This window comes from Dictyobacter aurantiacus (assembly GCF_003967515.1).
GTDB lineage: Bacteria > Chloroflexota > Ktedonobacteria > Ktedonobacterales > Ktedonobacteraceae > Dictyobacter > Dictyobacter aurantiacus.
On record NZ_BIFQ01000001.1, the window covers coordinates 4649117 to 4664240 of the forward strand.

Here is a 15124-nt window from a genome sequence, read left to right on the forward strand (position 1 = left end):
AGGTGGCTCTTTTTACCTTACATTACCGTTGTGTTAGCGTAGATTGATCCAGGCTGTTTTGACCTGTGTATAGGCATCCAGTACCGCGTGCCCCATTTCGCGACCATAACCACTCTGTTTATAGCCTCCAAAGGGCGCGGCGGCATCGAACTGATTATAGGTGTTGACCCAGATGACGCCGGCCTTGAGGGCGGCGACCATTCTGTGCGCCTTCTTGATGTCGTTGGTCCAGACGCCGGCGGCCAATCCATATTCCGACTGGTTGGCGCGCGCCGCGATCTCTTCGATCTCTTCAAACGGCATGGCCACCACGACCGGACCAAAGATCTCTTCGCGCGCGATGGTCATTTGATCCTCGACCCCGTCGAAGACGGTCGGTTGCACGAAGTAGCCCTCGGCCAGTTCGTTGCCCGCACGGTTGCCACCGGAGGCGACGCGTGCCCCTTCCTGCTTGCCCGTGGCGATATAATTCGTCACGCGTTCCAACTGTTGCTGAGAGACCACCGGACCCATGTCGGTGCCGGGATCGATGCCGGGACCCAGCTTCATTTTACTACTCATGGTGGTCAGGTTGCCAAGCACCTCATCATAGACCGATTTATGCACAAACAGGCGGCTACCAGCGGTGCAGACCTGTCCTTGATTGAAGAAGATGGCGTTGAGGGCACCGCGCACGGCATACTTCAGATCGGCATCGGGGAAAATAATGTTTGGTGATTTGCCGCCCAGCTCCAGCGTTACCTTTTTCAGGTTCCCGGCGCTGGCCTGTACGATCTTCTTGCCCACCTCGGTCGAGCCCGTAAAGGCGATCTTATCCACGTCCGGATGGGCCGCCAGGGCCGCTCCAGCTGTCTCGCCGAATCCCGGTACGATATTAACCACGCCCTCGGGAAAGCCTGCCTCGCAGATCAGCTCCCCGAGGCGCAGGGCCGTCAGCGGGGTCTGTTCGGCCGGTTTCAGGACCACGGTGTTGCCGCAGGCCAGGGCGGGCGCCAGCTTCCAGGCCGCCATCTGCAGTGGGAAGTTCCAGGGGATGATCTGTCCCACCACGCCCAGCGGTTCGCGCAGGGTGTACGTAAACATATTGGGGACCGAGACCGGGATCGTTTCACCCTCGATCTTGGTAGCCCAGCCCGCGAAATAACGGAAGTGTTCGACGGTCAGTGGCACATCGGCCGCCCGCGAATACTTGATGGGCTTGCCATTGTCCAGGGTCTCCAGCTCCGCCAGCTCCTCGGCGTTGCGTTCAATTAGATCAGCCAGCTTCAAAAGAAGATGCGCGCGCCTGGCGGGCGTCATCCTGGGCCAGGCTCCCTGTTCAAAGGCTCGTCGCGCCGCCGCGACCGCCCTGTTGATATCTTCAGCCTCACCCTCGGCCACCCTGGCCAGCACCTGCCCGGTGGAAGGATTGATCGTCTCAAATGTCTTGCCACTGGCCGCCTCAACCCACTGCCCCCCGATCAGCATCTTCATCGATTGCTGCTGTAAAAATGTGGTCTGCCTTTTCTCTGTTGCGTGTTCGACCATGTCGCCAACTCCTCCTAACATTTTTACCACATGGTAGAAATATATCTAACGTCCTGTTAAAAGTCAATGCCTGTCCCTGTGCAATCTACTCTATGGTAAAATAGAGATACTCGACACCAGATAAAAAAACAACGGGAAGCATCACATATGAAACAGAATCAGCCCGATCCACCAATCGCCCAGCCAAAAACTCGTAGAAAAGACAGCGAGAACGAAAGTGGTAAACGAACACGCCTGACGCAGAAGGCTATCGTCGAGACGGCGGCCGAACTCTTCGCCCAGCGCGGCTTCGGCGCCACCAGCTTGAATGACATCGCCGACGCCCTGGGCGTTACCAAGGTTGCCCTCTACTATCATGTTAAAAACAAAGAAGAGATCCTGCGCCTCGTCTACCTGACCGTCCTCCATATCGCCGAAGAGCCCCTGCGTCGCATCGTCAAATCCGACCTCACGCCGCGCGAAAAGCTACAGCAGGCCATCGAACACCACATCGCCATCACCGCTAACTCCTCGCCGGCCGTCACCGTCTTCTATCGCGAGCAAGCTCACCTCACCGGACCCTTCGCCCGTGAAATCGCCCTGCGCGAAAAAGACTACGAACGCTACTTCGAACAGATCATCAAAGAAGGCATCGCCGCCCACGCCTTCAAACCCGACTTCGATCCCAAAATCGTCACCTTCGGCCTCTTAGGAATGTGCCATTGGCTTTCCCACTGGTACCAACCCTCCGGCCGCTACACCCCCCAGCAGGTCGCCACCATGTTCATCGCCCTCACCGAAAACGGCCTCCTTACCCCATAAAAATCGGCCCGCAAGGGCCGAGTCCATGGGCATGTGTGTCCGTTCGTAGAGTGAAATCGGCCCGCGAAGGCCAAATCCACGGGTGAGCGTTTTCGTGCGTGGAGAGAAATCGGCCGCAAGGGCCGAACCTACGTTGTATTCATTCTTTTTACATGAGAAATGTGGAAATGCACGGTGTGAGCGCCTCCCCCCATCTTTTATGTGAGAAACGTGGAGGTGCACCAGGGGCGTCACAAGGAACATTCTCCACCTTATTTTCCTTTTGAGGGGCGTGGGAATGCACCAGGGGCGCTAGCCCCTGGTGCATTCCCACGCCCCTCAAAAACTCTCCCGGTGCCGCCGTCAGGCGGCACCGCAACATGTGTAAAGCGGGGAGGTGCAGGAGGGGCGGCGAAGCCCCTCCTGTCGGGGTTTGGGGTGTCCCCAAAAGCTTCCTCTCCCCCCGGTGCCGCCGCCAGGCGGCACCACAAATCCAGGGTGCAATGCCCCCATTTTCAAGTCAATGCAGGGAGCGATGTTATTTTACCGATCGGTAAAATAACATCGCTCCCTGCATTGACTTTTACCGCATTCTCTTTTATATTTTTACCATACGGTAAAAATTATGTTTGAAATATTCCATATAAACACACCATACCAATATGGCTCTGTTGATAGAGGGAGCCGGAGAAGAGAGGTTGTGAACATGACTCAGGAACAAGAAGACGCACGGGTAGCAGAATTTCGCGCCTACCTCGCGGCAGGGGGCAAAGTTGAAGCGACCGACTGGATGCCGGACGGCTATCGGCAGTCGTTGATCCGCTTCATCGAGATGCACGCCAATTCTGAACTGATGGGTGCCCTTCCTGAGCGTGATTGGATTATGCGCGCTCCCACTATTCATCGCAAGTTGGCGCTGACCGCGAAGATTCAGGACGAAGTGGGACATGCCGAACTGCTGTATCGCCTGGTCGAGGATCTGGGCAAGCCGCGTAGCGCCTGCCTGGACGATCTGATCGCGGGCAAGGGCAAGTTCCACAATACCTTCCACTACACCACGAAATCGTGGGCCGATGTGGGTATCATCGCCTGGCTGGTGGACGCGGCCGCCATCGTTTCGCAGCACGCGCTGCGCGATAGCAGCTACGCGCCCTACGCGCGCACGATGCAGAAGATCTGCTGGGAAGAATCCTTCCATATGATGCATGGCCGCGACATGGTGATCACCATGATGAACGGGACCGACGGCCAGCGTGCGATGGCCCAGGAGGCCCTTGATCGCTGGTGGCCGGCCCTGATGGTCTTCCACGGACCCAATACCCCGGCCGAAAAAGATAAAGACCTGCAGTGGCGCATCAAAGCCAAGACCAACGAGGAACTGCGCCAGGAGTTCTTAAACGTCCAGGTGCCGCGCCTGCGCGAGGTGGGCCTGGTCATTCCAGATCCCGAGCTGCGCTACGACCCTGAGCAGGGGCGCTGGCTCTATAGCGAGCCCCGCTGGGACGATCTGCGCGCCATCGCCCGCAACCAGGGACCGGCCTCGGCCGAGCGCATCGGCTTCCGCCGCCTCTCCTACGAGGAGAGCCAGTGGGTGCGCGACGCGATGCAGCGCCAGCAGGCTGCAGCCAGTATCGCTTAATATGTGACAGAGGTGGAATTCCAATGACGGATAACACAGCCCATGCTTCACTCTCTGCGCTGACCAATGCGGTCGATGAGGGCGAGGTTTTTGAGATCTTCCAGCAGGCGCCGCGCGAGCAGATCCCTCGTCATGGCGGCAACCTGCGGGCCGCCGATAGTGAGCTGGCCATCCACTATGCCAGGGAGTTTTATGGTCGCAGGCAGGAGAGTCAGAAAATCTGGATCATTCCGCGTGCCAGTCTGCTTGAGATCTGTTATGATCCAGCAGCCCCCATCGATCCGCAGCCGGCCGCGATCAGCGCGCAGGCCGGGTTATTTGTCGTATTCGCGCAGAATCAGGTGGGGAAGCCGCTGCTCTGGCTGCAGAACCTGACCGCCGGCAGCGAGCAGGATGCGCGCGCGCAGGCACTGGCCCTGCTCCAGGACAATGCGGGCGCCTATCTGCGCCTCTGGCTCTGTCCTCTTAGTGCCATTACGGTGCTGGACAATCCTGATCTGTTGCAGCCCCCGCTCGATCGCTCGTATCGACGGCTGGATGGCTATGATATTCGTGAAAAACTACACCTTGCCCGCCAGCGTGTCAGGGCGCAAGAAGAGAGGCAGCACTGATGGAATTTAGCGATGCATCAATGGTCCCGCCCGATCTACAGCAGCCACTGAGTAATTTCTTGCTGTCCCTGGCGGACGACGAATTTATCCTGGGTTACTGGGACTCCGAGTGGACCGGTGTGGCTCCTACGCTTGAGGAGGATGTGGCCTGTAGCTCGATCGCGCAGGATGAGATTGGCCACGCCCGGCTGCTCTACCAGGAGGTGGCGGCTCTGACCGGCTCGACCCCTGATCAGGTGGCTTATGATCGTACGCTTAGCGAGTATCGGCAGGTGCAACTGGTGGAGCGTCGCCGTGGCAACTGGGCCTTTACCTGTGCCCGGCGCTACCTCTATGAGACCGCCGACCAGGTGCGTCTGGCCAGCCTGACTACCTCGACCTATCGACCACTGGTCGAGGCCATCGGCAAGATTGAGCGCGAAGAGGTCTATCACCAGATGCACAGCACCGCCTGGCTCAATCGCCTGGCGAATGGAACCCCCACCGCCTATCAACTGTTGACCGAGGCTCTGCGGCAACTCTGGCCGGACGCGCTGGGTATCTTTGAACCGTTTGAGAACGAGGATGTCCTGTTGCGGGCCGGTATCCTGCCCGTTCCCTCCGCCGTCCTGGAGCAACGCTGGCTCGGCGACATCGTACCGGTATTTGAGCGCCTGCGGCTTCCACTGCCGATCAAAAAGGAGTCTCCGGCTGTGGACTCACCCGCTCTCTATATTCCCACTATTGTCGCGCGAACAGGTGGCCGACGGGGACAGCATAGTGCCGATTTTACCGATCTGTGGAACCAGATGACGATGGTTTCGCGCATGGAGCCCGGTGCGAGCTGGTAGCGCTTTGGGAAGGATTGAAGGACACATGTCTGAGACAAGAACGCGTACAAATGATGGTTCCCTGGATGAGCAACTGGTGTGGGAGGCCTTGCAGACGGTGCCAGATCCCGAACTGCCCGCCATCTCGGTAGTCGATATGGGCATTATCCGGCGCATCGATATCGATGAGGCTAGCTCATCGATCCGCGTCGTGATTACGCCCACTTTCTCCGGCTGTCCCGCTTTAAGCCAGATCCAGACCTCGATCGCTGAAAAGTTGCGTTCCCTGGCAAAAGATGTTGAGGTCGCGGTGACCATGCAGCAGCCCTGGACCAGCGATATGCTGAGCGCATCGGCTCGCCAGAAGCTGAGCAAGGTAGGCATCGCTCCTCCTCCGCACGTCGGACGCGGCCCCCTGCTGCCCATGCTGACGCAGCACCCCCTGACCTGTCCCCACTGTGGCTCTCAGCAGACCATGCTGGAGAATCCCTTTGGTCCCACCCCCTGTCGCGCCATCGCCTACTGCCAGCACTGCCACCAGCCCTTTGAGCAATTTAAACCGATCTAGAGCCCCATAGGGGCACCCGTAAGGGGTGCAGGGCGAGAGCATGCTCCTAGCATGCTCGCCCGCACCCCGGCAGGAGGGCTAGCCGCCCTCCTGCACCTCCCGCCTTGAGAGCGCAGAGAGGCCGCTTTCTGCTTAAGTTGGTGCGTGAGGGCGCATTCGCGTCCCCACGCACCAATACAAAAACTAGCGCGGCCGCGTAGCGGACGCGCGACTCTGCCCCAGCTTATGCTGGGCATAATCCCCATAGCCCCCTCCTATCGTGGTACCTGTAGGCACCTTGCCCCAGAAGAGGCGATAGGTAAAGATGAAGTAGATGCTGGCCAGCACGATGCCGATAATCCACCAGACCAGGCCGACGGTCTGGCCGTACGCCGAAGCGGCCGCGTTATGAATCGTCAGGCTGTTGGCCCGCGTGGTGGCGGGTAGCATATAGGGATACAGGCTGGCGGCTGTGCTGGCGAGCATCCCGATAATGAAGGCGCAGGAAGAGAAAAAGGCCAGTCGATCACGCCCTTTAAACAGTCCCAATCCAATGCCTGCCCAGCCGATCAGCGCGATAAGCGGGAAGATCACGATCCAGTAGCGTCCCCCAAAGTTCTCACTGATCAAAGGCTGAACGATAATTGTGACTACCGTGACTACGATGGCCATTATGATGCTGATAAGCCATGTGGCCTTCGCGATCCGGCGCGCCCGCTGCTGCAGCATGCTCTCCGTTTTGACGGCGATGAAGGTGGCTCCATGGGTGGTCAGGACCACCAGCGCGAACAGGCCGATCAGAACCGTGTACCAGTCCAGGATGCCGGTAACGGCGCTAAAGGGATTAAAGTCGGTCCATAGCGCCTCAAAGAACACGCCATGGGCGTCCATCGGCACCCCGCGAATGACATTCCCCATGGCCGCGCCAAAGAAGATGGCCAGCAATGCGCTCCCGATAAAGAATCCTCCATCCCAGAAGGCGATCCAGACAGGATTTGAGATGTGCGAGCGCAGCTCGATCGCGACGCCACGAACGATCAGGAGCCAGAGCACAATGATTAATGGCAGGTAGAAACCGCTAAAGCTGGAAGCATACAGGATGGGAAACGAAAAGAAAAGCGTACCGCCCGCGGCGATCAGCCAGACTTCATTGCCGTCCCAGACGGGTCCGATCGCGCGTAGCACCTGTTCCCGTTCAGATTCAGTGCGTGCCGCGAATAGATGAATCACGCCCGCGCCCAGGTCGAAGCCGTCCAGCAGGATATACATTGTGAGCATAAATGCAATCAGGATAAACCAGAGTGTCTGCATAATCTATTTCTCTCCTCGCCACTTAAGCTTTGTTGATCAATCCCTGGGGTTGAGGCGTGTCGGATGGCTCATCACCTTCGTCAACCAGCGCTACATGTCCTGGTCCGCGTCCAGTCTCATAGACCACCAGCACCACGTAGAGAATACCCAGCAGCAGGTAGATGCCGGCGAATCCCAGCAGGGTGAACAGGATATTGCCGTCGCCAACCTGCGGCGATGAGCCCTGAGCTGTATGTAAGAGACCGTAGACGATCCAGGGTTGACGGCCGAGCTCGGTCGTAAACCAGCCCGCTATATTGGCGATAAATGGAAATGGTAGGGCCAGAAAGAGAATCCAGTGCATCCAGCGTGCGCGAAACAACATTTTTCGCCAGAGCAGCAGCACAGCCAGCGCCATAATCGCGATAAAGATCGTGCCCAGGCCGACCATGATATGGTAGCTATAGTAGAGCAGAGCCACAGAATCGGGGCGTTGATCGGCAGGAAAGGTATTGAGCCCGCGCACCTGAGCCGTCCAGTGGCGATACGTAAGCACACTCAATGCGTTGGGTACCACAAGTGGATTATCCAATGTCCCTCTGCCCGCGTCTGGCTGTCCGATGATGACGATGCCGGCACCATTCTCGGTCTGGAACAGGCCCTCCATCGCCGCCAGTTTCGCGGGCTGGTTGCTCGTTACCTGCCTACCCTCAGCATCACCGGTGGGGAAGATTTGAACCGCGGTCGCGATCAGTCCAACGATGACGCCGACAGTGACAAAGATGCGCGCATACTCTTCATGCTTTTTGATCAGCAAGTAATACGCGCCTACACCGGCCATCGCGAATGCCCCGGTGACTACCGCTGCGCTCATCGTATGCGAATATTGCGCGATAATCCAGGGATTGAACAGGACAGCCCAGTAGTTCGAGATCGTCAGGCGATTGCCTGTGATGGTATAGCCGACTGGATGCTGCATCCAGGCGTTGGAGGCAATAATAAAGGCACCCGATGCCCAGGTGCCCAGCCAGACCATGAAGGCTGAGAACCAGTGCATTTTCTGGCCGAAAGCCTGTTCTCCAAACAGGAAGATACCCAGAAAGGCCGATTCGATAAAGAAGGCGAAGGCGCCCTCCATCGCCAGCGTTTGCCCGATGATATCTCCTGCGTACATCGAGAAGCGCGACCAGTTTGTGCCGAACTGGAACTCCATGGGGATACCAGTCACCACACCCATAATAAAGGTGATGGCGAAGATACGGGCCCAGAAACGTGCACTGATGTTCAGTCGCTCATCCTTGCGCCACAGATAGAGCGTTTTGAGAACGAGCATGAGCAGTGCCAGGCCCATGGTCAATTGTGGAAAGAGATAGTGGAAGCCTATGGTAAAGGCGAATTGGGCTCGCGATAGATACGTTGCCAGTACGTCGTTCATAGAAAACAAACTCCAGTGGGATAGATTGACTACCCCGATAGTAAAGATGCGGGCATATTGCTCACAAGCAACATTGCCAGTAACGCTAATGTATCGTTTCTACCAGATCAAAGATGCCATTTTGCATCTCATACATACGCCAGTAGAGTCCCCTGGTTGCCAGCAGTTCCTGGTGCGTTCCCTGTTCGTGGATACGGCCATGGTCAAGCACCACGATCTGGTCCATGCGTTCCATTGAGATCAGGCGATGGGTAATCAATAGCGTTGTTTTATCCTCCATTAACGTATCTAGCGTATCGAGTAGTCCGCGTTCCGTTAATAGATCGAGATTCGCCGTCGCCTCATCGAGAATCAGAATGGGAGCGTTTTTAAGCAATGTGCGCGCGATGGCGATGCGCTGTTGCTCGCCGCCTGAGAGGCGTAGCCCCTGTTCCCCGATCCAGGTGTTCAGGCCATCTGGCAGTCGGGCGATCGTTTCTGAGAGCTGGGCCTGCTCTATCACCTGCTCCAACTCCTCTTCGCTGGCCTCTGGACGAGCCAGCAGCAGATTATGACGAATGGTCTCGTTGAAGAGATAGGTGTCCTGAGTCATCACGCCTGTCTGACTACGCAGATCGGCTAGCGAGCAGGCGCGAACATCCTGTCCATTGAGCCTGAGGACGCCGCTGGTCGGGTCCCAGAAACGTAAGATGAGCTTGACCAGCGTGCTTTTGCCCGACCCGCTGGGTCCAACGATGGCGACACGACTGCCTGGATGAATACGTAGATTGATATTGTGCAGAATCTCCTCACCTCCTGCTTGATAAGCAAACGAGACATCCTCGAACTCCAGGGCGTACGTGCTGGAGGCCGGGATCTGCGCTGGCTCCTGGCTATCAACAATGGCGGGCGGCGTATCAACGATCTGAAACAGTTTTTCACCGGCTGCTAGAGAATGTCCCAGGAACTGAAAGGCTTGCCCTAAGGGTTGGATCGCTTCGAAGCTGGCCAGCAAGAAAAATACCAGGAAGGCCAGATAAACGCCATTGATGGCGTTTTCCAGAATGGGGGGAGTCGCCAGGATGAGCACCGTCAATACCGCCATATTCATCAGCAGGTCCAGCAAGGCCTGTTGCATACCATTAATTACTGCCATGCGCCGTTGGATCATGGCCAGAGTATGATTCAGACCGGTGATGAGCTGTTGATGGGAGACAGCGCGTCCGAAGGCGAGCAGATCTTGCATGCCCTGGATGCCATCGATGATCTGTATATGTAGATCTGCGCGTGCCTGGAGCTGTTGCTTGCCCAACTGTTTTGACAGCAGTCCGGCCAGCAGCGGCACTCCCAGCCCGGCCAGCAGAAGGAAGAGCAGCGCGGTCCAGGCCAGGGTGATCTGAAACAGCGAGAAGACCCAGAATGTGAGCAGCGTTACCAGGATCGCGACGACAAGTGGTTCGATGATCCGTAAATAGAGGTTCTGTAGCTCTTCAATATCATTGACGAGATGCGAGAGCATCTCTCCACTGCGATAGGCCTGTATCTGCGCGGGAGCCAGCGGCTCAATACGCTGGTAGAACCATACGCGCAGGCGACCCAGCAGTTGAAGCGTCACGTTGTGGGAAACAATGCGATCCAGGTAGCGCGCGCCCGCGCGTCCAATTCCTGTGAAACGGACAACATAGATCGGGATCGTGAGAAAGGCGATGAGGGGAACAATCGCCGCGGCCGATATGAGATAGCCCGACATTGCCAGCAGACCGATATTGCAGAGCGCCGTTAGAAATCCCAGTCCGATGGCGAGCAAGACCTGTTTGCGAAACGGTTTGAGATATGAAAGCAGGCGCAGAAGTAGCCTCATGCGTAGATCTCCTTTGTTTCGTTCCCCTGTACGAGCCTGGCATATTGTCCGTTACGCGCCAGGAGTTGCTGCGGGGTACCACATTCAACAAGGTCTCCGTGCGCGAGGACCGCGATCTGTTTTGCCTGTTTGATGGTATTATAGCGATGGGCGATGACCAGAACTGTCCGCTGCTGCATCAGGCGCGTGATCGCCTGTTGAATCAGTACCTCACTAAGGGGGTCCAGGCTCGATGTTGGTTCATCAAGGATGAGCAGAGGCGCATCCTTGAGAAAGGCTCGCGCGATGGCCAGACGCTGTATCTGTCCCGCGCTCAGGCGGCTTCCACGTTCTCCCACAATTGTGTTATAGCCATCCGCTAGCTGATCAATGAATTCGCTGGCGCCAGCCTGCTCAGCGGCATGAATCACCTCCTGCGCGCTGGCCGATGGGCATCCCAGGCGAATATTGTCCATGATGGTTGTATTGAAGAGGTAGGGACGCTGCGGTACCAGGGCCACGTATTCACGCCACATGTCAACAGGCAGCTCGCTAATTGGTATCCCATTGACCGCGATGCAGCCGCTATCACTATCCATAAAGCGCAGCAACAGATGCACGAGCGTGCTCTTGCCTGAACCACTGCTACCGATCAGTGCTGTACAGGTATTGGCTTCCATGCGCAGTGTCACGCCATGCAGCGCTGGTCTTGAACTCTGGGGATAGGTGTACGAGATATTGGTCAGCTCAAGCGTCAATTGTTCACGCGGTTTATCCTGACGTTCTGTAATAGTAGGCGTTGTTTCGGCTGTTGGGACTGGCGTGTGCAAGAGTTCGCTGATGCGCTGGGCCGCCGCCTTGCCTTCGATCGCCGCGTGGCGGTGTGCGCCCAGATCACGCAAAGGACGGTAGAATTCGGGAACCAGCAGTAAGATCAGGAAGGCAGCGGCGAACGGGATGCTATGGTTCAGCAGGCGAATGCCAAGCGCGACCGCGATCAATGCGATGGCCAGCGCCGTCATAAATTCGAGCACCAGGCCAGAGATAAAAGCGATACGCAACACCTGCATGGTTGTATGCTGGAACCGCTGGCTGACTCTGGAGATGCGTTTGTTTTCCCCCTCATTGCGCCCAAAGATCTTCAGCGTGGGGAGCCCCTGGATCGAGTCCAGGAAGTGCGCGCTCATATGGGTCAGGGCTCGCCACTGTTTTTGCGTGCGTTTTTCTGTATATGTCCCGATCATGTACATCATGAGCACAATAATGGGAGCTGTTACCAGCAGGAGCACCGCACTGATCCAATCGATGGGCAGGAGATAGATGAAGATCAGCAAGGGGATGCAGACGCTGAGCACCGTTTGCGGTAAGTACTGACTGATATATGCATCTAGCCGTTCGATCCCATCACTCAGTGTTGCCAGCAGCTCTCCCGTACGCGCATTCGAGCGCAGCGTCGGTCCCAGCGCCATCAGATGCGCGAAGAGATGGTCCCGCAAAGCCGCTTTGGCCCGTAGCGCGCTTTCCTGCGCGCTCACTTCACGCAGCCAGGTCAACGCTGATCGTACAACGAGCATGACGAGCAGGAGGACCAGCGGAAATATCTGCTGAGACAGCCCTTGCCTTTTCATAAAGACCGCGTTTACGATGGCGCTGAGCAGAGAGAGTTGCACCATCATAACAATACCCCAGGCCAGACCAAGCACCACCGTCAAAATAAGGAATATCCGGCTACTTTTGCTATAGCGAAGAAGTTCTCTATTCATATATCCTTACTGTTAATTGTGCACGTATTTTATAAGCACATGTTCACTATCCTGTTATAAATCGTGTTTGACTTCCATCATGTTGGTGTCCCGTGCGCGCCCCCGCACGCGCGTCCGCTACGCGGCCGCATTGTTTTTGTGTGTTGGTGCAGCAGGGGCGCGAAAGCGCCCCTGCTGCACCAACACACCATGGACCTGTGAGCACCAGCGGTGCGAAAGCTCAGGCAGCCTGCAGGCGATGATCGTGAGAATCATAGACCGTGTCTGACTCCCGTCGCCCTGTGGCCGGCCTGAGTTTTCGCACCTACGGTGCTCACAAGTCCGTTTTGAGTTGGTGTAGCAGGGGCGCTTTCGCGCCCCTGCTACACCAACTCACGATGAACTGTCGTCCCCTCTGGTGCTCAGGAACCAGTTTTGAGTTGGTGCATCGGGTGCGCATTCGCGCACCCGATGCACCAACTCAAAACCAATGCGGCTGCGCAGCGGACGCGCGTGCGGGGGCGCGCACGGGACACCAACATGACGGAAGTCAGACACGCTCACAAAGAGTTGATGTACAGCTTCATGAATATATCAGGGAGTATCTTATCCCTATAAAGAGACAAAACACTCCCTGACAGCCAGTGTGATATGGATGTTTTAGCTCCTCTCAGACCAGGTGAATGAGCCGAATATCAGACTCTATTGTATAGTGTAGTCCTATCATTAACTTATATGTTACACGTAAGCGAATACTGCATGGTTACATATTTATGGCTTCGACAAGAGAGGATGCGGTAAAATTTCCATGATATAATAAAAGCCGAAGAAAAACCCACAACGATGCGGGAAGGAGCAGTCTATGTTGCAGGAGGCCGTTATTCTTTCGGCTGTACGTACCCCGATTGGACGTTATAATGGGGTCCTCAAAGATGTGCGCCCCGATGATCTCGGGGCCCTTGTCATTCGTGAAGCGATCGCACGCGCCAGTATTTCGCCTGAGGAGATTGAGGATGTGGTGATGGGATGCGCTAACCAGGCCGGTGAAGATAATCGCAACGTCGCCCGTATGTCTCTCTTGCTGGCTGGTCTGCCGGTGACAGTGGCGGGCCAGACCGTCAATCGGCTGTGCGGCTCTGGTCTGCAGGCGGTCAACGATGCCTCCCAGGCCATCTGGAGCGAGCAGGGCGAGCTGTTTGTGGCCGGTGGCGTCGAGAGCATGAGCCGCGCCCCCTTTGTGATGGGGAAGGCTGAGACCGCCTTCCCGCGCGGCAACCTGACCATGTACGATACGACCATCGGCTGGCGCTTCACCAATCCTCGCCTGGCCGAGATGCATTATCCCTATAGCATGGGTGAAACGGCCGAAAACGTGGCCAGCAAGTATCATATCGAGCGCGCCGAGCAGGACGAGTTCGCGCTGCGCAGTCAGCAGCGCGCAGTTGCCGCCATGAATGAGGGCCGCTTCGCCGATGAACTGGTCAATGTGGTGGTACCACAGAAGAAGGGCGAGCCCATCACCGTATCCCGCGATGAGCATCCACGGGCCGATACCTCGTTGGCCGCGCTCAGCAAGCTCAAGCCAGCCTTCAAAAAGGATGGTGGCACGGTGACCGCCGGCAACTCCGCCGGCATCAACGATGGCGCCGCCGCCCTGGTGCTCTCCTCCCAGAACTACGCCCGGGCGCACGGACTCCAGCCGTTGGCCCGCATCGTTACCACGGCCGTCGCCGGTGTCGATCCCGCCTACATGGGCCTGGGACCCATCCCGGCCGCGCGCAAAGCCCTCAAGCGAGCCGGACTGCGCATAGATGATATGGATCTCATTGAACTGAACGAGGCGTTTGCTGCGCAGTCTTTACAATGTATGCGTGAGCTAGAAATTCCAGTTGACAGACTCAATGTGAATGGGGGCGCCATTGCCCTGGGACATCCCCTGGGCGCTTCCGGGGCGCGCATCCTGACCACCCTGCTGCACGAATTGCGCCGCCGCCAGGGCCGCTATGGCCTGGCCTGCATGTGTATCGGCGTCGGCCAGGGCATCGCCACCATCATTGAACGTTTGTAATCGCACCTGCCATGGTGCGCTGGAGATATGTAATCCTGGAGGAGGTTGTACATGGTTATCACGCAACATCAGGAAGCGGGTCTGCTGACCCTGACCTTGAATCGTCCCGATGCGCTCAACGCCATCACCACTGAGCTACTGGTCGAACTGGGACACGCCCTTGAGAAGGCGCAGGACCCGGCTGTACGCACCGTTTTACTGACCGGCGCCGGCCGTGCCTTTTCCGTGGGACAGGATCTCAAAGAGGTCCAGGTGCGACAGGAATCCTTTAAAGATCATCTGCGCCACTATAATCGCGTCATCAAGTTGCTGCAGCAGCTGGAAAAGCCGGTGCTGGCCGCTATCAATGGCGCGGCCGCTGGTGCTGGTTTCTCGCTGACCCTGGCCTGCGATCTGCGCCTGGCCTCGGAGGGCTCCTTTGTGACGCCCGCCTTCAGTCGCATCGGGTTGGTGCCAGACAGCGGCATGAGCTATTTTTTGCCGCGCATCGTTGGCTGGAGCAAGGCCTTCGACATGCTGACCTTCTCCCCACGCATCACCGCCGAAGAGGCGTTCGAGATGGGTATCGTTGACCGCATCTTCCCCGCCGACACCTTCCAGGAGCAGGTGCGCGCCTTCGCCATGGAACTGGCCCAGGGACCCACCCTGGCTATTGGCCTGACCAAGCAGCTCCTGCGCCGCAGCGGCAGCTCCTCTCTGGACGAGATGCTCGACCTCGAAGCCCAGATGCAGGACCGCGCCGGCCAGAGCCAGGACCACCAGGAAGGACTCAAGGCGTTTATGGAAAAGCGTGGGGCCCGCTTCTCCGGATTCTAGGCTAGCGCCCCGCACGCGCGTCCGCTATGCAACCACGTTAG

The 15124-nt window shown here is 57.4% G+C and carries 12 protein-coding genes; 7 read left to right on the forward strand and 5 right to left on the reverse strand.

Annotation, left to right across the window (positions count from 1 at the left end; translation table 11 throughout):
* Positions 1-33 precede the first annotated feature (33 nt).
* Positions 34-1527, reverse strand: coding sequence for an aldehyde dehydrogenase family protein (locus KTT_RS18685; RefSeq protein ID WP_218030920.1), 1494 nt, complete (start codon positions 1525-1527; stop codon positions 34-36).
* Positions 1528-1674: 147 nt separating this feature from the next.
* Between KTT_RS18685 and KTT_RS18690 the strand changes: the two genes are divergently transcribed.
* The 5 genes from KTT_RS18690 to paaD all read left to right on the forward strand — a co-directional run bounded on the left by KTT_RS18690 (position 1675) and on the right by paaD (position 5934).
* Entirely contained in the window at positions 1675-2328 is a 654-nt protein-coding gene (locus KTT_RS18690; RefSeq protein WP_126597440.1) for a TetR/AcrR family transcriptional regulator, read from the forward strand.
* A gap of 685 nt (positions 2329-3013) precedes the next feature.
* Entirely contained in the window at positions 3014-3946 is a 933-nt protein-coding gene (gene paaA / locus KTT_RS18695) for a 1,2-phenylacetyl-CoA epoxidase subunit PaaA (protein WP_126597441.1), read from the forward strand.
* Between the two features lie 23 nt (positions 3947-3969).
* A complete protein-coding gene (locus tag KTT_RS18700) occupies positions 3970-4557 on the forward strand; it encodes a hypothetical protein (protein WP_126597442.1) in 588 nt (195 codons plus the stop codon).
* Entirely contained in the window at positions 4557-5387 is an 831-nt protein-coding gene (gene paaC / locus KTT_RS18705; protein WP_126597443.1) for a 1,2-phenylacetyl-CoA epoxidase subunit PaaC, read from the forward strand. Before KTT_RS18700 ends, paaC begins: the two co-directional genes overlap by 1 nt.
* Positions 5388-5412: 25 nt before the next feature.
* Positions 5413-5934, forward strand: a complete 522-nt coding sequence (gene paaD, locus KTT_RS18710; protein ID WP_126597444.1) for a 1,2-phenylacetyl-CoA epoxidase subunit PaaD — start codon at positions 5413-5415, stop codon at positions 5932-5934.
* A 183-nt stretch (positions 5935-6117) separates the two neighbouring features.
* On the opposite strand, the gene cydB is transcribed toward paaD, so the two are convergent.
* The 4 genes from cydB to cydD form a co-directional block, all read right to left on the reverse strand.
* Positions 6118-7224, reverse strand: coding sequence for a cytochrome d ubiquinol oxidase subunit II (gene cydB, locus KTT_RS18715; protein ID WP_126597445.1), 1107 nt, complete (start codon positions 7222-7224; stop codon positions 6118-6120).
* 22 nt (positions 7225-7246) lie between these two features.
* Positions 7247-8638 carry a cytochrome ubiquinol oxidase subunit I gene (locus tag KTT_RS18720; RefSeq protein ID WP_126597446.1) on the reverse strand — a complete coding sequence of 464 codons (1392 nt, stop codon included), beginning with the start codon at positions 8636-8638 and terminating at the stop codon, positions 7247-7249.
* Between the two features lie 85 nt (positions 8639-8723).
* A complete protein-coding gene (cydC, locus tag KTT_RS18725) occupies positions 8724-10478 on the reverse strand; it encodes a thiol reductant ABC exporter subunit CydC (RefSeq protein WP_126597447.1) in 1755 nt (584 codons plus the stop codon).
* The gene (gene cydD / locus KTT_RS18730) at positions 10475-12220 is read right to left on the reverse strand and encodes a thiol reductant ABC exporter subunit CydD (protein ID WP_126597448.1); all 1746 of its coding nucleotides are present in this window, start codon (positions 12218-12220) and stop codon (positions 10475-10477) included. Before cydD ends, cydC begins: the two co-directional genes overlap by 4 nt.
* A gap of 844 nt (positions 12221-13064) precedes the next feature.
* Between cydD and KTT_RS18735 the strand changes: the two genes are divergently transcribed.
* Both KTT_RS18735 and KTT_RS18740 read left to right on the forward strand, forming a co-directional pair.
* Positions 13065-14267 (forward strand): thiolase family protein, encoded by a 1203-nt coding sequence (locus KTT_RS18735; RefSeq protein WP_126599726.1) that lies wholly within the window; start codon positions 13065-13067, stop codon positions 14265-14267.
* A gap of 51 nt (positions 14268-14318) precedes the next feature.
* On the forward strand, positions 14319-15083 hold the full coding sequence (locus tag KTT_RS18740) for an enoyl-CoA hydratase-related protein (RefSeq protein ID WP_126597449.1): 765 nt from the start codon (positions 14319-14321) through the stop codon (positions 15081-15083).
* Positions 15084-15124: the final 41 nt, after the last annotated feature.

Excerpts from the sequence above, each read along its gene's own strand:
- paaC (WP_126597443.1), top strand. The coding sequence starts at position 4,557 with ATGGAATTTAGCGATGCATCAATGGTCCCGCCCGATCTACAGCAGCCA.
- KTT_RS18740 (WP_126597449.1), top strand. The coding sequence starts at position 14,319 with ATGGTTATCACGCAACATCAGGAAGCGGGTCTGCTGACCCTGACCTTG.
- cydC (WP_126597447.1), bottom strand. The coding sequence starts at position 10,478 with ATGAGGCTACTTCTGCGCCTGCTTTCATATCTCAAACCGTTTCGCAAA.
- KTT_RS18690 (WP_126597440.1), top strand. The coding sequence starts at position 1,675 with ATGAAACAGAATCAGCCCGATCCACCAATCGCCCAGCCAAAAACTCGT.
- paaD (WP_126597444.1), top strand. The coding sequence starts at position 5,413 with ATGTCTGAGACAAGAACGCGTACAAATGATGGTTCCCTGGATGAGCAA.
- KTT_RS18685 (WP_218030920.1), bottom strand. The coding sequence starts at position 1,527 with ATGGTCGAACACGCAACAGAGAAAAGGCAGACCACATTTTTACAGCAG.
- cydD (WP_126597448.1), bottom strand. The coding sequence starts at position 12,220 with ATGAATAGAGAACTTCTTCGCTATAGCAAAAGTAGCCGGATATTCCTT.
- paaA (WP_126597441.1), top strand. The coding sequence starts at position 3,014 with ATGACTCAGGAACAAGAAGACGCACGGGTAGCAGAATTTCGCGCCTAC.
- cydB (WP_126597445.1), bottom strand. The coding sequence starts at position 7,224 with ATGCAGACACTCTGGTTTATCCTGATTGCATTTATGCTCACAATGTAT.
- KTT_RS18700 (WP_126597442.1), top strand. The coding sequence starts at position 3,970 with ATGACGGATAACACAGCCCATGCTTCACTCTCTGCGCTGACCAATGCG.
- KTT_RS18720 (WP_126597446.1), bottom strand. The coding sequence starts at position 8,638 with ATGAACGACGTACTGGCAACGTATCTATCGCGAGCCCAATTCGCCTTT.